Source organism: Streptomyces atriruber (assembly GCF_001418325.1).
In the GTDB taxonomy this organism is placed as follows: domain Bacteria; phylum Actinomycetota; class Actinomycetes; order Streptomycetales; family Streptomycetaceae; genus Streptomyces; species Streptomyces atriruber.
Window position 1 is genome coordinate 36,324 of record NZ_LIPN01000066.1, and the last position, 16,262, is coordinate 52,585.

The following is a 16,262-nucleotide window of genomic DNA, read 5'->3' on the forward strand; positions in this document are numbered from 1 at the left end:
GCCCCGCACCACGAAGGACCCGGAAGCCACCACGGCTGCCGGGTCCTTCGCATACCGTCGAACACATGCCGATCAAAGCCGTGGTCTGGGACATCGATGACACGATCTTCGACTACGCGCGCGCCGACAGCGCCGGCATGCACGCGCACCTCGCGGCCGAGGGCCTCCTGGAGCGGTACGGATCGGCCGAGCATGCGCTCGACCGGTGGCGGGAGCTCACCGAGCGCCACTGGGCCCGTTTCGGCGCCGGGGGCATGACCTTCCAGGAGCAGCGCCGCGACCGCGTGCGCGGCTTCCTGGAGGCCCCCGAGCTGTCCGACGACGACGCCGACGCCTGGTTCGGGCGTTATGTCGGTCACTATGAATCGGCCTGGTCCCTCTTCCCCGACACCGTGCCCACCCTGGACGCCCTCGCCGGGGAGTACCGCCACGCGGTCCTGTCCAACTCCGCGCTCGTCGTCCAGGACCGCAAGCTGACCGTCCTCGGCGTGCGCGACCGCTTCGAGGTGGTGCTGTGCGCCGCCGACCTGGGCGTCTCCAAGCCCGCCGCCGAGGCCTTCCTCGCCGTCTGTGCCCGCCTTGACCTCGCGCCCGCCGAGATCGCCTACGTGGGCGACCAGCCGGAGATCGACGCGAGGGGCGCCAGGGACGCGGGACTCCTCGGGATCTGGCTCGACCGCAACGGCTCGGCGGGGCAAGGCCCGTCGGGCGTGCACCGCATCAAGGAGCTCTCCGAGCTCCCCGCGCTGCTGCGGGCGGATACCCGTTTTGGAGCGCCGTCCACCTTCGGGTAATGTTCTTCCTGCGCCGCCCGAGAGGGCCGAAAGGTCCGGCCGGGAAGCGCAAGTCAAACAAAACCCCGTCAAGGGGTGGCGCTTTGATGGCCTATGGTGTAATTGGCAGCACGACGGTTTCTGGTTCCGTTAGTCTAGGTTCGAGTCCTGGTAGGCCAGCTCGCAGAGCTCATCTGCACCATGTGGATCTCATCCACAATGCCCCCGTTGTGTAGCGGCCTAGCACGCCGCCCTCTCAAGGCGGTAGCGCCGGTTCGAATCCGGTCGGGGGTACAGATCCTTCCCGCGGGGACAGATCGGGTCGCACCCACTGTCACTGATGCAGGATCGCTAGGGCCCCCGTTGTGTAGCGGCCTAGCACGCCGCCCTCTCAAGGCGGTAGCGCCGGTTCGAATCCGGTCGGGGGTACTGTAGGTACTAGACCTGGTCTAGACCACATTGGGCTATGGTGTAATTGGCAGCACGACGGTTTCTGGTTCCGTTAGTTTAGGTTCGAGTCCTGGTAGCCCAGCCGGATCATGTGGTGACACAAGATCCACGCCCCCGTTGTGTAGCGGCCTAGCACGCCGCCCTCTCAAGGCGGTAGCGCCGGTTCGAATCCGGTCGGGGGTACAAGTAACGACAGAGGGCCTTCCCGTGAGGGAGGGCCCTTTCGTCATGTCTGCGACGTCATGTCTGCGGCGCCTCCTGCCCGTAGCGCCGGTTGGACTCCTCGGCCTGTGCCATGCGGCGCAGGCTCAGCAGGACCGGCTCGTAGAGCACCGTGAGCGCGACCGCCGCCTCCAGCTGTTCGTCCGGCGACTCGTACCGCTCGATCAAGTCCAGGTCCGAGACGGCCAGTTGCCGCCCCGCGTGCGCGTACGGCACCAAGTCCGCCACGCCGCACGGGTATCCGAGCCGGGCCAGGGTGCTCACTGCGGTCACCAGCATCCGATGGGCCGGTGACTCGGCCCCGTACTCCTGGGCGTTCTGCCAGCCGAGGCGTTCCAGCAGGGCGTCCACCGTGCGGTGCGCGGCCTCCTGGTGCGGGTCGTCCGCGGTGGGCTCCGGGCCGTGCGGCAGGGCCCATACCGCCGTTCCCAGCCGGGAGTTGCGGTCCAGCGAGTCGTCCTCCAGTGCGGTGAGCACCTCACGCGCCGAAGCGATCGGCACCCGGCCCACCTGGACCAGCGCCCGCACGAGCCGGAGCCGCCGCAGATGGGCTTCGTCGTACTCGGCCTGCGTCGCCGTCACGCGGTGGCCCGGCGGGAGCAGCCCTTCGCGCAGGTAGTACTTGATCGTGGCCGTGGGGACCCCGCTGCGCCGGCTCAGTTCCGCCAGTCTCATCGGCTCGTGCCTCCTCTTGCGCTCCTCTTTGGAGAGTGTCACTATCCAAGCATGGATAGCGGGACTATCCAACGTTCGGCCAGAGCTCCGTCAAGGGGGAACCGTCATGAGCAGCAAGCCGATCGAAGGGCGCATGACCGCCGAGGCGGAAGGCGGCGTGGTCGTCTTCCACATCGGGATGCGCATCAACGCCTTCCGTGCCGTCCGCAGCTGGTGGCCCGTCTTCGTGGCGATGCCCCGGATGCTGAAGGAGCTGTCGCGGGACCCGGCGAGCGGAATGCTGGGCTACCGGCTCCTGTTCGGCGGGGTGCGCGTGGTGTACGTGGTCCAGTACTGGGAGTCGCAGGAGAAGCTGCTGGCGTACTCGACCGCGCAGGACAAGGCCCACCGGCCCGCGTGGGCGGCCTTCAACCGTCGCATCAGGGAGGGCCGGGGCAAGGTCGGCTTCTGGCACGAGACGTTCGTGGTGCCGGCCGGTGCCCATGAGGCGGTGTACGTGAACATGCCGCCGTTCGGCCTGGGCGAGGCCACCGGTGTGATTCCGGTGGGCCGCCGCGGGGAGCGGGCCGCCGACCGGCTGAGCGCGGCCTGACGTACTCGGCGGGTGCCCCGTGGGGCGTCCGGAGGGCCGGTCGTGGACCGTCCGGGAACAGAGAAGCGCCGGAAGCGGCCGCCGCGGCGTTGAGGCGGCTTCTTCCGGCGCTCGTGTGCGTGCGTGGGCGCTCTCGGCGCCGGGGGAGTCAGCCGCCGGAGCGGCGCAGAGCCTCGGAGAGGCGTCCGGCGGCGTCGATGACCGCCTGGGCGTGCATCCGGCCGGGGTGGCGGGTCAGGCGCTCGATCGGCCCGGAGACCGAGACGGCGGCGACCACGCGGTTCGAGGGGCCCCGCACCGGTGCGGAGACGGACGCGACGCCCGGCTCGCGCTCGCCGATCGACTGGGCCCAGCCCCGGCGTCGTACGCCCGAAAGGGCCGTGGCCGTGAAGCGGGCGCCCTGGAGGCCGCGGTGCAGGCGCTCCGGCTCCTCCCACGCCATCAGGATCTGGGCCGACGAGCCCGCCTTCATCGTGAGCGTCGAGCCGACCGGGACGGTGTCCCTGAGGCCCGAGAGGCGCTCGGCCGCGGCCACGCAGATGCGCATGTCGCCCTGGCGGCGGTAGAGCTGCGCGCTCTCGCCCGTGACGTCGCGCAGGTGGGTGAGGACCGGGCCCGCCGTGGCGAGCAGGCGGTCCTCGCCGGCCGCCGCCGCGAGCTCCGAGAGGCGCGGGCCGAGAATGAAACGGCCCTGCATGTCCCGAGCCACCATCCGGTGGTGTTCCAGTGCCACGGCCAGTCGGTGTGCCGTGGGTCGTGCGAGCCCGGTGGCCGCGACCAAGCCCGCGAGGGTGGCCGGACCGGACTCCAGAGCGCTCAAGACAAGGGCCGCCTTGTCCAGAACGCCGACGCCGCTAGAGTTGTCCATGCGTCGATACTCCCGTCTCACTCTGTGAAACGCAAGTTCAATTTTCTGCGAGACGCGCCACTCTGTACGAGCGATCCGCGGACCAACGGATCGGCGGTCGACGCGCGGCACGAGGGGTACGCGCGTCGGCGAACGGATTCTCTAGTTGGGCCGGCGAAGCGGCCGGTCGGAGGGAAAGCGATGGGTAGGACACTCGCGGAGAAGGTCTGGGACGACCATGTCGTCCGGCGCGCCGAGGGCGAGCCCGACCTCCTCTTCATCGATCTGCACCTGCTGCACGAGGTGACCAGCCCGCAGGCCTTCGACGGCCTCCGCCAGGCCGGCCGGCCGGTGCGGCGGCTCGACCTCACCATCGCGACCGAGGACCACAACACCCCGACCCTCGACATCGACAAGCCCATCGCCGACCCGGTCTCGCGCGCCCAGCTGGAGACGCTGCGCAAGAACTGCGCCGAGTTCGGGGTGCGCCTGCACCCGCTGGGCGACGTCGAGCAGGGCGTCGTCCACGTGGTGGGACCGCAGCTGGGACTGACCCAGCCCGGCACCACGGTGGTCTGCGGCGACTCGCACACCTCCACCCACGGAGCCTTCGGCGCGCTGGCGTTCGGCATCGGCACCTCCCAGGTCGAGCACGTCCTGGCCACCCAGACGCTGCCCATGGCCCGCCCCAAGACCATGGCCATCACCGTCGACGGCGAACTGCCCGACGGCGTCACGGCCAAGGACCTGATCCTCGCCATCATCGCGAAGATCGGCACCGGTGGCGGCCAGGGCTACGTCCTGGAGTACCGCGGCCCGGCCGTCGAGAAGCTCTCGATGGAGGCGCGGATGACCATCTGCAACATGTCCATCGAGGCGGGCGCCCGCGCCGGGATGATCGCCCCTGACCAGACCACCTTCGACTACATCGAGGGCCGCGCCCACGCCCCGCGGGGCGAGGACTGGGACGCCGCGGTGGCGTACTGGAAGACCCTGAAGACCGACGACGACGCCGTTTTCGACGCCGAGGTCTACATCGACGCCGCCTCGCTGGCGCCGTTCGTGACCTGGGGCACCAACCCGGGCCAGGGAGCGCCGCTTTCGGCGAACGTCCCCGACCCGGCTTCGTACGAAGACGCTTCGGAGCGCTACGCCGCCGAAAAGGCCCTGGAATACATGGGGTTGACCGCCGGACAGCCGCTGCGCGACATCAAGGTCGACACCGTCTTCGTAGGCTCCTGCACCAACGGCCGCATCGAGGACCTGCGCGCCGCCGCCTCCATCGTCGAGGGCCGCAAAGTCGCCGACGGCGTACGGATGCTGGTCGTCCCCGGCTCGGTCCGGGTCGCCCTGCAGGCGATGGACGAGGGCCTGGACAAGGTCTTCACCAGTGCCGGCGCCGAATGGCGGCACGCGGGCTGCTCGATGTGCCTGGGCATGAACCCCGACCAACTGGCTCCCGGCGAGCGCTCGGCGTCCACGTCGAACCGCAACTTCGAAGGCAGGCAGGGCAAGGGCGGACGCACCCACCTGGTGTCCCCGCAGGTCGCCGCGGCCACCGCGGTCACCGGCCACCTCGCCTCGCCCGCCGACCTGTCCGACGCCCCCGTGACCGCCGGAGTCTGAGAACCATGGAAGCATTCACCACGCACACCGGCCGGGCCGTTCCGCTGCGCCGCAGCAACGTCGACACCGACCAGATCATCCCTGCTCACTGGCTCAAGAAGGTCACCAGGGACGGCTTCGAGGACGGGCTCTTCGAGGCCTGGCGCAAGGACCCCGAGTTCGTCCTCAACCGCCCCGAGCGAGAGGGCTCCACGGTCCTGGTCGCCGGACCCGACTTCGGGACCGGCTCCTCCCGCGAGCACGCCGTGTGGGCGCTGCAGAACTTCGGCTTCAAGGCCGTCATCTCGTCCCGCTTCGCCGACATCTTCCGGGGCAACTCGCTGAAGAACGGCCTGCTCACCGTGGTGCTCGACCAGAAGGTGGTGGACGCGCTCTGGGAGCTGACGGAGCGCGATCCGCAGGCCGAGATCACCGTTGACCTGCAGGATCGCCAGGTCCGCGCGGAGGGCGTCACCGCCGACTTCGAACTCGACGAGAACGCCCGCTGGCGGCTGCTGAACGGCCTGGACGACATCAGCATCACCCTGCAGAACGAGCCGGACATCGCCGCGTACGAGTCCGGGCGCCCCTCGTACAAGCCGCGGACCGTGCAGGTCTGACGCCTCGCAACACCCCGCAACACCCCGACGTACCCCCAATCGTGAACGGTTGGGGGTACGTCTGTGTGTGGGTCTCCCGGGGTACCGGCTGACCTGTTCGGGTGGTCTCAACTCCCTTGGCCAAGAAGGAAGAAGAGGCTGGAAATCCCCTTGTACTCGGCGCGACGGGGTACCCTCAGGAAGTCGGCGGACGGCGGCAGTTACCCCCTGCGGAGGCGACAACTCGCCCCAGATGGCACAATCGGTGCATGGGACGTGACAGCCAACTCGAGCTCTACGGGCTCGTCGCGGACCAACTGAAGGAAGCGCACTCACGGGTGCGCGCACTGCAAGTCCCGGAGGGCGTACGGATGGCGCTGACCCGGAAGCTGCTGGTCATTACGGCCGCGGCCAAACACGATCTCGCCGATGCGGCAAGGCGTCTGGAGCGATTGATGGCGTCCCTCGACGAAGCAGACGAGGGCCGATTCCCCCAAGACGGCTGAGCTGCAGCCTCAACGGACCTTCGAGGAACTCCGAGATGGGCCACTTCGTTGCGGCACAAGGGTGATTAGCCCGTTTCGTGTTTGATTTGCGGTATATATCTGCCTAACGTGCGAAAAAGCCGGAGTATTTCGCTCCCGGCAATGTCTCCGAAGGGGAAGACGTGAACAAGGCGCAGCTCGTAGAAGCGATTGCCGACAAGGTGGGCGGCCGCCAGCAGGCCGCCGACGCCGTCGACGCGGTCCTGGACGCCGTCGTCCGTGCCGTGGTCAGCGGGGACCGGGTTTCGGTCACCGGCTTCGGCTCGTTCGAGAAGGTCGACCGTCCGGCCCGTTACGCCCGCAACCCGCAGACCGGGGAGCGCGTCCGGGTCAAGAAGACCTCCGTTCCGCGCTTCCGTGCCGGACAGGGCTTCAAGGACCTCGTGAGCGGCTCGAAGAAGCTCCCGAAGAACGACGTCGCGGTCAAGAAGGCGCCCAAGGGCAGCCTGACCGGCGGTGCTTCGGCGACGGTCAAGAAGGCCGCGGCCAAGAAGGCCACCGCCAAGAAGGCCACGGCCAAGAAGACCACCGCCACGGCGAAGAAGGCCACGGCGAAGAAGACCACCGCCAAGAAGACCACGGCGACGGCCAAGAAGGCAGCGGCCAAGAAGGCCACCGCCAAGAAGACGGCCACGAAGGCGACGGCCAAGAAGGCCGCCCCGGCCGCCAAGAAGGCCACCGCCAAGAAGGCCGCCCCGGCGAAGAAGGCCACGGCGAAGAAGACCGCGCCGGCGAAGAAGGCCACCGCCAAGAAGGCGCCCGCCAAGAAGTCCACGGCGCGCAAGACGACCGCCAAGAAGACCACGGCCCGCAAGAAGTAAGGGCACGAGGGCACTCACGCGCCGGGCCGGACTCCCACGGGGGAGCCCGGCCCGCGTCGTGCGTACGGCCCCGTCAGGCCTCCCGGAGCGTCCGTGTCAGTCCTCTCGGAACGTCCGTGGGGCCACGGATCAGAACGTCTGCAGCGTCACCAGGGTGATGCGGCGCGCCTCGCCCTCGCCGTCGACCTCGATGCGCACGCGCTGCCCCGGCCGGAGCAGCCGCAGCCCGCCCGCGTCGAACGCGGGGGCCTCGAAGGTCACGGGAGTCCCGTCGTCGAGCAGCACACTGCCGCTGCGGGTCTCGGAGTCGTACGTGTACGCGGTCGCCTGCATGGAAGGCAGCGTACTCAGTCGGGGATGAGCAGGCCCGCCGCGACCTCCGCGGTGCGGGGCCCCACCCCGAGCGCGAGAGCGGCGCGCAGGTCCTCCCCGGTGTCCACGTCCCGGCGTACGGAATCGACACCGTCGAGTGCGAGTTCCACGGCCCCGGACGCCGTGTGCCGGGCCCGCGACGCCGTGCCGAATGCCGGAAGCAATTCCGTTCCCGCCGTCGCGCACAGCAACGTCGTGCCGATTCCTTCGGCATCCGGCATGAATGCGCGGGGAAAAGCGGCGGCGCCGCCGAGAGCGCGGGACAATTCGGTGGGGCGCAGCGCAGGCAGGTCGGCGTTCAGGGCCGCGACAAACGCTTCAGGCCGCTCGGCGCGCACGAAGGCCGCGCCGTGCGACAGGGCGGCATTGAGGCCGCCGCCCGGCTCGTCGGCGACGATTCGGGCGCCCAGCGCGGCGAGCTCGCACCCCGCGAGGCCGTCATTCGTGACGACCACCACATCGCGCACCCCGGGGCACGCCACCACGGCGGCCACGGTGTCCTGCGCGAACGCCAGGGCCAGGCCGGGGCGCAGGCCGTCCCCGGAGGTGGCGGCGAGCCTGCTCTTGGCACGCGCCAACGACTTCAGGGGTATGACCAGGGTCCACTGCACGGGCGCTCCGTCCTTCGCGTCGCGCCCATTGTGACCTCCTGGAGGGCCCGTGCACGGGGTGGCGGGGAAGGGGTGGGCGTACGGTGTTCTCGACAGACAGGCAGCCTGGGGCGACACTTGTGCGGCCGACCAGGTTCATGGAGGAAGGTGTCCGAGTGTCCCGCCGCAGAATCGGCTTCTGGTACCGCCTGGCGGCGGTCATTGCTAAACCGCCGCTGGTGGTTCTGTTCAAGCGGGACTGGCGTGGAATGGAACACATTCCTGCCGACGGAGGATTCATCACGGCGGTGAATCACAACTCGCATATCGACCCGTTCTCCTACGCGCACTACCAGTACAACACCGGACGGGTGCCGCGTTTCCTGGCAAAGGACGGCCTTTTCAAGGGCGGCTTTGTCGCCAAGGTCATGAAGGGCACGGGCCAGATCCCGGTCTACCGCGAGACCACGAACGCGCTGGACGCGTTCCGCGCCGCCGTCGACGCCATCGAGCGCGGCGAGTGTGTCGCCTTCTACCCCGAGGGCACCCTCACCAGGGACCCCGACATGTGGCCGATGACGGCCAAGTCCGGTGCCGCTCGGGTCGCCCTGAAGACCAAGTGCCCGGTGATTCCCGTCGCCCAGTGGGGTGCCAACCTCGCGCTGCCGCCGTACAGCAAGAAGCCCGCCTTCTTCCCGCGCAAGACCCTCCAGGTGAAGGCGGGACCGCCGGTCGACCTGTCGCGCTTCTACGACAAGGAGCCGACGCCCGAGGTGCTGCGCGAGGTGACCGAGACCATCATGGCCGCGATCACCGAACTCCTGGAGGAGGTCCGGGGCGAGAAGGCCCCCGATACGCCGTACGACCCGCGCAGGGCGCGGCTGGAACAACGACGCAAGGCAGACCGCGGAGCCGCTCGGGGCCCCGCGGAGAGCACCCCGGAGGACAGCAAGTGACGAACCCCGTGACCTCGGCGGGCCCGGTGAAGGCCGCCGTCTTCGGAACGGGCTCTTGGGGTACGGCCTTCGGCATGGTGCTCGCCGACGCGGGCTGCGACGTCACCCTGTGGGGCCGTCGAGCCGAACTCGCCGACGCCGTCAACTCCACGCGGACGAACCCGGACTACCTCCCCGGCGTGCGGCTCCCCGAGAACCTCCGGGCGACCTCCGACCCGGCCGAGGCCGCCGCGGACGCCGACTTCGCGGTCCTCGCCGTGCCCTCGCAGACGCTGCGCGGCAACCTCGCCGAGTGGGCGCCGCTGCTGGCCCCCGAGACCGTCCTCGTCTCCCTCATGAAGGGCGTCGAACTGGGCTCCGCCATGCGGATGAGCGAGGTCGTCGAGGACGTCACGAAGGTCCCCGCGGACCGGATCGCCGTCGTCACGGGCCCCAACCTCGCCCGTGAGATCGCCGCCCGGCAGCCCGCCGCCGCCGTGGTCGCCTGCCGGGACGAGGCCGTCGCGCAGCGCCTGCAGACCGCCTGCCACACGCCGTACTTCCGCCCGTACACGAACACCGACGTCGTCGGCTGCGAGCTCGGCGGCGCCGTGAAGAACGTCATCGGCCTCGCCGTGGGCATCGCCGACGGCATGGGCCTCGGGGACAACGCCAAGGGATCGCTCATCACGCGCGGCCTCGCCGAGACCACCCGGCTCGGGCTCGCCATGGGCGCGGACCCGCTGACGTTCTCCGGACTCGCGGGCCTGGGCGACCTGGTGGCGACCTGCTCCTCGCCGCTGTCCCGCAACCACACCTTCGGCACCAACCTCGGCAAGGGCATGACCCTGGAGGAGACCATCGCGGTCACCAAGCAGACCGCCGAGGGCGTCAAGTCCTGCGAGTCCGTGCTGGATCTGGCCCGCAGGCACGGCGTCGACATGCCGATCACGGAGACCGTCGTGGGCATCGTGCACGAGGGAACGCCCCCCATGGTCGCCCTCAAGGACCTCATGTCGCGCAGCGCCAAGCCCGAGCGCCGCTGAAGGCACGACTGACTACTTCGGTACCAACGGGTACTCTCAACGCGATATGAGCAGCGAGAACCTCCCCCAGAGCCCTGAGCAGCCGCCCCGCAAGCCGCGTGTGGCCGTCGTGTTCGGCGGCCGCAGCTCGGAGCACGGCATCTCCGTCGTCACGGCAGGCGCCGTGCTGCGCGCCATCGACCGCACCAAGTACGACGTCCTGCCGATCGGCATCACCACGGACGGACGGTGGGCGCTCACCGCCGACGAGCCCGAGCGGATGGCCATCGCCGACCGCAAGATGCCGAGCGTGTCCGAACTCGCCGACTCCGTGGAGGGCGGCGTCATGCTGCCCCTGGACCCCGGCAACCGCGAGGTCGTCTACAGCGAGCCCGGCTCCGTGCCCAAGGCGCTCGGCGAGGTCGACGTCGTCTTCCCGATGCTGCACGGTCCCTACGGAGAGGACGGCACCCTCCAGGGCCTGCTGGAGCTCTCCGGAGTGCCCTACGTGGGCTCCGGAGTCCTCGCCTCGGCCGTCGGCCAGGACAAGGACTACATGAAGCGGGTGTTCTCCTCCTTCGGGCTGAACGTCGGCCCGTACCTGGTGATCCGCCCGCGCGAGTGGCAGCAGGACGAGGAGGGCGCCCGCCGCCGCATCGCGGAGTTCGCGGGCGAGCACGGCTGGCCGCTGTTCATCAAGCCCGCGCGCGCGGGCTCCTCGATCGGCATCACGAAGGTCGACTCCTTCGAAGGCCTCGACGAGGCCATCGCTGAGGCACAGCACCACGACCCCAAGATCCTCGTCGAGGCGCTGCTGCGTGGCCGCGAGATCGAGTGCGGCGTCCTGGAGTTCGAGGACGGCCCGCGCGCGAGCGTCCCGGCCGAGATCCCGCCCGTGCAGTCGCACGACTACTACGACTTCGACGCGAAGTACATCGACTCGGCACCCGGCATCGTGCCCGCGCCGCTGACGCCCGAGCAGACCGCGGAGATCCAGCGGCTCGCCGTCGAGGCGTTCGAGGCGGCGTCCTGCGAGGGCCTGGTGCGCGCGGACTTCTTCCTCACCGAGGACGGCCGGTTCGTGATCAACGAGATCAACACGATGCCGGGCTTCACGCCCATCTCGATGTACCCGCAGATGTGGGAGAAGAGCGGCGTCAGCTACCCCGAGCTGGTGGACCGCCTCATCCAGGCCGCCCTCACCCGCTCCACGGGCCTGCGCTGACGCCTGCCCGCGGACCTGTCCCCGTCAGGAGGACTTGCCGATCCCCACGGGGATCGTCTTCTTGACGGGGCCGGCGAAGTCCGTGAGCGGGCCCAGACCGTCCGCCGTCCGCTCCTCGGGCAGCGTCACCTCCACGTACGCGAGACGCGCGCCGGTGGTGAAGGTGTACGACCCGTCGTCCTCCTTCTCCAGGAGCCAGGCCACGCCGTTCACCTTCACCCCGTTCTTCGGCGCGTAGGCGGGGTCGACCATCTTGGGGGGCCGCGGCACACCGCAGCGCAGTATGATCGCCGGGTCTCCCCACCCCGCGGTCAGCTCGGACTTCGGCCCGGGGTCGGTGCGCCCCAGCCCGTCGACCTTTTCCGGCAACTGCTCGTGCAGGTCCCGGCAGAGGCCCGCGGCCTTCGCGTCCGGGGACGGAACCACCACTGACGCCTCGTCGTCCGTAGCTGAACAGGCCGCTGTCGTGATCAACAGGGCGAGGGCGGACGTTCCTGTGAGGCAGCGCCGGAGGTGGGGGAAGTTCACCGGGCCAGGGTAGACGGGGGCTACAAGTGCACGACCGGGCAGGTCAGAGTTCTGGTGATGCCGTCCACCTGCTGGACCTTGGCGACCACCATGCGGCCGAGTTCGTCCACCGTGTCGGCCTGCGCGCGGACGATGACATCGTAGGGTCCGGTCACGTCCTCGGCCTGGATGACTCCCGGGATCTTGCCGATCAGCTCGGCGACGGTCGACGCCTTGCCGACCTCTGTTTGGATCAGGATGTACGCCTGTACCACGGAACCTCCAGGGCGGCCACGAGGATCATGTGGGGGAGAAAGGGACGCCACGGTACCGCGTCGTCGCTCGCCGCGGGGAGACCCGGGTGACCTGTGGCGCACACATCGTGGTGGACGGACAACAGAAGTTGACGGTCACGTCGACCGTACCGACGACAGAGACGGCTCGCGACCGGGGGCCGGGCAGCTTGAAAGGGCATGGTGAGACTCGGTGAAGGGATCCGTGGGCGAGTTGGGGGAGTTCGGGCTCATCAGAGAGCTCACTTCGCGGCTCACCTCCACGCCGGCCGTACGGCTCGGCCCCGGCGATGACGCCGCGGTCGTGTCCGCTCCGGACCGCAGGGTCGTGGCGAGCACCGACATCCTCCTCGAGGGGCGGCACTTCCGCCGTGACTGGTCCACCGCGTACGACGTGGGCCGCAAGGCCGCGGCGCAGAACCTCGCCGACATCGCGGCCATGGGCGCCGTGCCGACCGCGCTGCTGCTCGGCCTGGTCGTGCCCGCCGAGCTCCCCGCGAGCTGGCCCACCGAGCTCATGGACGGCCTCAGGGACGAGTGCCAGGTCGCGGGCGCGGCCGTCGTGGGCGGCGACGTGGTGCGCGGCGACACGATCACCGTCGCGATCACCGCCCTCGGCGACCTGCGCAACCACGAGCCGGTCACGCGCGCGGGCGCCCAGCCCGGCGACGTCGTCGCCGTGACGGGCTGGCTGGGCTGGTCCGCGGCCGGGCACGCCGTGCTCTCCCGCGGCTTCCGCTCGCCGCGCGCCTTCGTGGAGGCCCACCGCAGGCCCGAACCGCCGTACCACGCGGGCCCCGCGGCCGCCGGTCTCGGCGCGACCTCCATGACGGACGTCAGCGACGGCCTCATCGCCGACCTCGGGCACATCGCCGAGTCCAGCAAGGTGCGCATCGACATCCGCTCCGGAGACGTCGACGTGCCCTCGCAGATGAACGACATCGGGCAGGCCGTCGGCGTCGACCCGCTCCAGTGGGTGCTCAACGGCGGCGAGGACCACGCCATCGTGGCGACCTTCCCGGCGGACGTGAAGCTGCCCGCCCGCTGGAAGGTCATCGGCGAGGTCCTCAACCCCTCCGCACTGCCCCAGGTGACCGTGGACGGCGCACCGTGGACCAGCAAGGGCTGGGACCACTTCGGGGACAACGGGGACACCGAGTGACCGCCCCGCCGCGCGTCCTGACCGTCGCCGGATCCGACTCCGGCGGCGGCGCGGGCATCCAGGCCGACCTGAAGACGATGCTCGCCCTCGGCACCCACGGCATGAGCGTCATCACCGCCGTCACCGCGCAGAACTCGCTGGGCGTGCAGGGCTTCTGGGAGCTGCCGGTGGAGGCGGTGCGGGCCCAGTACCGCAGCGTCGTCGACGACATCGGCGTACAGGCCGTGAAGACCGGGATGCTCGCCTCCGCCGAACTGGTCGAGACGGTCGCCGAATTGCTCGCGGGCACGGACGCGCCCGCGGTCGTCGATCCGGTCGGCGTCTCCAAGCACGGCGACTCGCTGCTCGCGGCGTCCGCGCTGGACTCGGTGCGCACGAAGCTGCTGCCGGCCGCCACGGTCGCGACGCCCAACCTGGACGAGGTCGCGCAACTCACCGGCATCGAGGTCGACTCCGAGGACGGCCTGCGGCGCGCGGCGGCCGCCGTCCTCGCGTACGGGCCGCAGTGGGTGCTCATCAAGGGCGGCCACCTCCGCGGCGACGCCGTGGACCTGCTCACCGACGGCTCCGAGGAGCACGTCCTGCGCGCTCCTCGGCACGACAACCGCCACACCCACGGCACGGGCTGCACCCTTGCCAGCGCGATCGCGTCGCAGCTGGCGAAGGGGCAGGGCGTGCCGGAGGCCGTCATGGCGGCCAAGGAGTACGTCACCGGGGCGATCGCCGAGGGGTTCGCGCTCGGCGGCGGGATCGGACCGGTGGATCACGGCTGGCGGTTCCGGCAGGCGTAGCCCGGGTCACTCCCGGACGGACATACGAATCCGGACGGACATACGAAAGAGCCGGTTCCCCCGAAGGGGAACCGGCTCTTTCAGCAACCAGCTAGGTGGCCGCGCTGGCGTCAGCGCGAGACCTTGCCGGCCTTGATGCACGAGGTGCAAGCGTTGAGGCGCTTCGGCGTCCCGCTCACCACGGCACGCACACGCTGGATGTTCGGGTTCCAGCGACGGGGCGTACGGCGGTGCGAGTGCGAGATGTTGTTGCCGAAGCCCGGCCCCTTGCCGCAGACGTCGCAGTTGGCAGCCACGGGTCACTCCAAAGACTTCAGATGCACTTACGGTTAAACCCGGCATGCCGGGATCAGTGCAATGATCGAAGTGGCGTTGCCAGGAGGAATGGCCCGATGCGTATCGGGCAACCGAAGCAGCATACAACGACTGCTTCGGTACAACGAAACTACCACGGACGGCCCGGCCCCCGCCCCGGGCCCTCCGTTCACCCGGGGTCTACGCTGCGTCCATTCCGGATGGTCAAGGAGGCGAACAGGTGCCGCAGAACCTCGACGCGGTCGCGGTGCGCGCCTGGTGCCGACTGGCTCTGGACGCCCTCGGCAGGGCCCGCGAGGAGATCGACTCCATCAACGTCTATCCGGTCGCCGACGGGGACACCGGGACGAACCTCTATCTGACCGTGGAGTCCGCCTCCCAGGCGGTCGACGCCGCGTTCACGGGCCACGAGCCCGCCCTCCCCTCGCTGGCCGAGACGGTGCGCGCGATGGCGCACGGAGCGCTCATAGGGGCCCGCGGGAACTCGGGCACGATCCTTTCGCAGCTGCTGCGGGGGATGGCGCAGGTCATCGGCGCCGAGGGGGAGCCGGACCGTGAGGCAGATCACGTCGGCGGCCGGGTCCTGGAGCGCGCGCTGCGGCAGGCCGCCGAGTCCGCGTACCAAGCGGTCGCCCACCCCGTCGAGGGCACCGTCCTGACGGTGGCGACCGCGGCGGCCGACGCGGCCACCGGCACCGGCGGCGACTGCGGGGCAGTGGCCAGGGCGGCGTACGAAGGTGCCTGCGCGGCGCTGGACGCGACGCCGGGACAGCTCGCGGTGCTCGGCCGCGCGGGAGTGGTGGATGCCGGGGGCCGGGGGCTCGTGGCGGTTCTGGGGGCCCTGACGGGCGCCCTGTCGGGCGAGACCGTGGTCTCCAAGAGCGCGGCGGCGCACGCGGCGCACGCCAAGGGTGCGGGGCACGCCCACGCGCGCGTGGAGGCCGTCGAGTGCGAGGACGCACCCGGCGAGGAGGGCGGCCCCGCCTTCGAGGTGATCTACCTCCTGGAGGCGGACGACGCGGCCGTCACCCGGCTGCGGGCCCGGCTCGACCGGCTCGGCGACTCGCTCGTCGTGGTCGGCGGCGACGGGCTCTGGAACGTCCACGTGCACGTCGACGACGCGGGAGCGGCCGTCGAGGCCGGTGTGGAGGCGGGCCGCCCCCACCGCATCCGGATCACCCACTTCGGCGCGGACGACGCGCACACCACCGTCCAGCCGCCCCGGGAACGCGCGCAGCGGGCCATCGTCGCCGTCGTGCCCGGCGAGGGCCTCGCCGGGCTCTACTCCGAGGCCGGGGCGACCACCGTGCCCGCGCGCGTGGGGGAGCCGCCCGCGAGCGGCGAGCTCGTCGACGCGATCCGGCGGGCCCACGCCCGTGAGGTGGTGCTGCTGCCGAACGACGCCGAGCTGCGGCACACCGCGGCCGCCGCGGCGGAACAGGCCCGCACGGAAGGCGTACGGGTCGCCCTGATCCCCACCCGCTCCGCCGTCCAGGGCATCGCGGCGCTCGCCGTGCACGAGCCGGACCGCCGCTTCGACGAGGACGTCGTCGCGATGACCTCGGCGGCCGGCGCGACCCGGTACGGCGAACTGGCCGTCGCCGAGCGGCAGTCCTGGACCATGGCGGGCATCTGCCAGGCGGGCGACATGCTCGGCCTGATCGACGGCGATGTCGCCGTGATCGGCTCGGAGGTGGCCCGCACCGCCGTCTCGGTCCTCGACCGCATGCTGTCGGCGGGCGGCGAGATGGTCACGCTCGTGCTCGGCGAATCCGTGCCCGACACCGTCGCGGAGCACCTGGAGAAGCACGTGCGCGAGGCGTACCTGGCCGTCGACACCGTGGTCTACCGCGGCGGCCGCCAGTCGGCGCTGCTGCTGATCGGCGTGGAGTAGCCGCCGCCGGGACCGGCGGGGCCG

General features: G+C 70.6%; 19 protein-coding genes and 5 tRNA genes. 17 read left to right on the forward strand and 7 right to left on the reverse strand.

Translation table 11 applies throughout. The features are described 5' to 3' along the window. Positions 1-65: 65 nt before the first annotated feature. The 6 genes from AOK03_RS07915 (at position 66) to AOK03_RS07940 (ending at position 1,406) form a co-directional block, all read left to right on the forward strand. On the forward strand, positions 66-794 hold the full coding sequence (locus AOK03_RS07915; RefSeq protein ID WP_055564458.1) for an HAD family hydrolase: 729 nt from the start codon (positions 66-68) through the stop codon (positions 792-794). Between the two features lie 87 nt (positions 795-881). Next, positions 882-953, forward strand: a tRNA-Gln gene (locus AOK03_RS07920). A gap of 41 nt (positions 954-994) precedes the next feature. Further along, positions 995-1,067: transfer RNA gene (locus AOK03_RS07925), tRNA-Glu, on the forward strand. 62 nt (positions 1,068-1,129) lie between these two features. Next, positions 1,130-1,202, forward strand: a tRNA-Glu gene (locus AOK03_RS07930). Between the two features lie 31 nt (positions 1,203-1,233). Next, positions 1,234-1,305 (forward strand) — tRNA-Gln (locus AOK03_RS07935). Between the two features lie 28 nt (positions 1,306-1,333). Then, positions 1,334-1,406, forward strand: a tRNA-Glu gene (locus tag AOK03_RS07940). Between the two features lie 57 nt (positions 1,407-1,463). Here the strand turns inward: AOK03_RS07940 and AOK03_RS07945 are convergent. Then, on the reverse strand, positions 1,464-2,120 hold the full coding sequence (locus AOK03_RS07945) for a MerR family transcriptional regulator (RefSeq protein WP_208609513.1): 657 nt from the start codon (positions 2,118-2,120) through the stop codon (positions 1,464-1,466). Between the two features lie 106 nt (positions 2,121-2,226). Here AOK03_RS07945 and AOK03_RS07950 point away from each other — a divergent pair, with 106 nt between their 5' ends. Beyond that, on the forward strand, positions 2,227-2,712 hold the full coding sequence (locus AOK03_RS07950) for a DUF4188 domain-containing protein (protein WP_208609514.1): 486 nt from the start codon (positions 2,227-2,229) through the stop codon (positions 2,710-2,712). 148 nt (positions 2,713-2,860) lie between these two features. On the opposite strand, the gene ndgR is transcribed toward AOK03_RS07950, so the two are convergent. After that, complete coding sequence (gene ndgR, locus AOK03_RS07955) at positions 2,861-3,580, reverse strand: IclR family transcriptional regulator NdgR (protein WP_055564460.1); 720 nt, start codon at positions 3,578-3,580, stop codon at positions 2,861-2,863. Between the two features lie 180 nt (positions 3,581-3,760). On the opposite strand from ndgR, the gene leuC reads away from it, so the two are divergent. From leuC to AOK03_RS07975, 4 genes are all read left to right on the forward strand, one after another. Beyond that, positions 3,761-5,185 (forward strand): 3-isopropylmalate dehydratase large subunit, encoded by a 1,425-nt coding sequence (gene leuC / locus AOK03_RS07960; RefSeq protein ID WP_055564461.1) that lies wholly within the window; start codon positions 3,761-3,763, stop codon positions 5,183-5,185. A gap of 5 nt (positions 5,186-5,190) precedes the next feature. Beyond that, positions 5,191-5,784 carry a 3-isopropylmalate dehydratase small subunit gene (gene leuD / locus AOK03_RS07965; protein ID WP_055564462.1) on the forward strand — a complete coding sequence of 198 codons (594 nt, stop codon included), beginning with the start codon at positions 5,191-5,193 and terminating at the stop codon, positions 5,782-5,784. A gap of 248 nt (positions 5,785-6,032) precedes the next feature. After that, the gene (locus AOK03_RS07970; protein WP_055564463.1) at positions 6,033-6,269 is read left to right on the forward strand and encodes an SCO5555 family protein; all 237 of its coding nucleotides are present in this window, start codon (positions 6,033-6,035) and stop codon (positions 6,267-6,269) included. A 161-nt stretch (positions 6,270-6,430) separates the two neighbouring features. Further along, positions 6,431-7,129 (forward strand): HU family DNA-binding protein, encoded by a 699-nt coding sequence (locus AOK03_RS07975; RefSeq protein WP_055564464.1) that lies wholly within the window; start codon positions 6,431-6,433, stop codon positions 7,127-7,129. Between the two features lie 129 nt (positions 7,130-7,258). On the opposite strand, the gene AOK03_RS07980 is transcribed toward AOK03_RS07975, so the two are convergent. Together AOK03_RS07980 and cofC are read right to left on the reverse strand one after the other, a co-directional pair. Next, complete coding sequence (locus AOK03_RS07980) at positions 7,259-7,462, reverse strand: hypothetical protein (protein ID WP_055564465.1); 204 nt, start codon at positions 7,460-7,462, stop codon at positions 7,259-7,261. A 14-nt stretch (positions 7,463-7,476) separates the two neighbouring features. Continuing rightward, a complete protein-coding gene (gene cofC / locus AOK03_RS07985) occupies positions 7,477-8,112 on the reverse strand; it encodes a 2-phospho-L-lactate guanylyltransferase (RefSeq protein WP_055564466.1) in 636 nt (211 codons plus the stop codon). 155 nt (positions 8,113-8,267) lie between these two features. On the opposite strand from cofC, the gene AOK03_RS07990 reads away from it, so the two are divergent. The 3 genes from AOK03_RS07990 to AOK03_RS08000 all read left to right on the forward strand — a co-directional run bounded on the left by AOK03_RS07990 (position 8,268) and on the right by AOK03_RS08000 (position 11,276). Beyond that, positions 8,268-9,047: a lysophospholipid acyltransferase family protein gene (locus AOK03_RS07990; RefSeq protein WP_055564467.1), complete on the forward strand. Its 780-nt coding sequence runs from the start codon at positions 8,268-8,270 to the stop codon at positions 9,045-9,047. A 74-nt stretch (positions 9,048-9,121) separates the two neighbouring features. Beyond that, complete coding sequence (locus AOK03_RS07995) at positions 9,122-10,072, forward strand: NAD(P)H-dependent glycerol-3-phosphate dehydrogenase (RefSeq protein ID WP_055564498.1); 951 nt, start codon at positions 9,122-9,124, stop codon at positions 10,070-10,072. 46 nt (positions 10,073-10,118) lie between these two features. Beyond that, positions 10,119-11,276: a D-alanine--D-alanine ligase family protein gene (locus AOK03_RS08000; RefSeq protein WP_055564468.1), complete on the forward strand. Its 1,158-nt coding sequence runs from the start codon at positions 10,119-10,121 to the stop codon at positions 11,274-11,276. 24 nt (positions 11,277-11,300) lie between these two features. Here the strand turns inward: AOK03_RS08000 and AOK03_RS08005 are convergent, their stop codons facing one another. Together AOK03_RS08005 and AOK03_RS08010 are read right to left on the reverse strand one after the other, a co-directional pair. Continuing rightward, positions 11,301-11,804, reverse strand: coding sequence for a DUF3515 domain-containing protein (locus AOK03_RS08005; protein ID WP_055564469.1), 504 nt, complete (start codon positions 11,802-11,804; stop codon positions 11,301-11,303). Positions 11,805-11,824: 20 nt separating this feature from the next. Beyond that, the gene (locus tag AOK03_RS08010; protein WP_016642988.1) at positions 11,825-12,058 is read right to left on the reverse strand and encodes an Lrp/AsnC family transcriptional regulator; all 234 of its coding nucleotides are present in this window, start codon (positions 12,056-12,058) and stop codon (positions 11,825-11,827) included. Positions 12,059-12,269: 211 nt separating this feature from the next. On the opposite strand from AOK03_RS08010, the gene AOK03_RS08015 reads away from it, so the two are divergent. Both AOK03_RS08015 and thiD read left to right on the forward strand, forming a co-directional pair. After that, positions 12,270-13,238, forward strand: a complete 969-nt coding sequence (locus AOK03_RS08015; protein WP_055564470.1) for a thiamine-phosphate kinase — start codon at positions 12,270-12,272, stop codon at positions 13,236-13,238. Further along, on the forward strand, positions 13,235-14,029 hold the full coding sequence (gene thiD, locus AOK03_RS08020) for a bifunctional hydroxymethylpyrimidine kinase/phosphomethylpyrimidine kinase (RefSeq protein ID WP_055564471.1): 795 nt from the start codon (positions 13,235-13,237) through the stop codon (positions 14,027-14,029). Before AOK03_RS08015 ends, thiD begins: the two co-directional genes overlap by 4 nt. Before the next feature lie 110 nt (positions 14,030-14,139). Here the strand turns inward: thiD and rpmB are convergent, their stop codons facing one another. Then, positions 14,140-14,325 (reverse strand): 50S ribosomal protein L28, encoded by a 186-nt coding sequence (gene rpmB / locus AOK03_RS08025; RefSeq protein WP_016642993.1) that lies wholly within the window; start codon positions 14,323-14,325, stop codon positions 14,140-14,142. Positions 14,326-14,564: 239 nt separating this feature from the next. Here rpmB and AOK03_RS08030 point away from each other — a divergent pair, with 239 nt between their 5' ends. Further along, positions 14,565-16,238 carry a DAK2 domain-containing protein gene (locus AOK03_RS08030; RefSeq protein WP_063792444.1) on the forward strand — a complete coding sequence of 558 codons (1,674 nt, stop codon included), beginning with the start codon at positions 14,565-14,567 and terminating at the stop codon, positions 16,236-16,238. The last annotated feature ends 24 nt before the right edge of the window (positions 16,239-16,262 follow it).

Bases quoted from the DNA above. Each gene is read 5' to 3' on its own strand.
- AOK03_RS07915 (WP_055564458.1), top strand. From the start codon at position 66: ATGCCGATCAAAGCCGTGGTCTGGGACATCGATGACACGATCTTCGAC.
- AOK03_RS07945 (WP_208609513.1), bottom strand. From the start codon at position 2,120: ATGAGACTGGCGGAACTGAGCCGGCGCAGCGGGGTCCCCACGGCCACG.
- AOK03_RS07950 (WP_208609514.1), top strand. From the start codon at position 2,227: ATGAGCAGCAAGCCGATCGAAGGGCGCATGACCGCCGAGGCGGAAGGC.
- ndgR (WP_055564460.1), bottom strand. From the start codon at position 3,580: ATGGACAACTCTAGCGGCGTCGGCGTTCTGGACAAGGCGGCCCTTGTC.
- leuC (WP_055564461.1), top strand. From the start codon at position 3,761: ATGGGTAGGACACTCGCGGAGAAGGTCTGGGACGACCATGTCGTCCGG.
- leuD (WP_055564462.1), top strand. From the start codon at position 5,191: ATGGAAGCATTCACCACGCACACCGGCCGGGCCGTTCCGCTGCGCCGC.
- AOK03_RS07970 (WP_055564463.1), top strand. From the start codon at position 6,033: ATGGGACGTGACAGCCAACTCGAGCTCTACGGGCTCGTCGCGGACCAA.
- AOK03_RS07980 (WP_055564465.1), bottom strand. From the start codon at position 7,462: ATGCAGGCGACCGCGTACACGTACGACTCCGAGACCCGCAGCGGCAGT.
- AOK03_RS07995 (WP_055564498.1), top strand. From the start codon at position 9,122: ATGGTGCTCGCCGACGCGGGCTGCGACGTCACCCTGTGGGGCCGTCGA.
- AOK03_RS08000 (WP_055564468.1), top strand. From the start codon at position 10,119: ATGAGCAGCGAGAACCTCCCCCAGAGCCCTGAGCAGCCGCCCCGCAAG.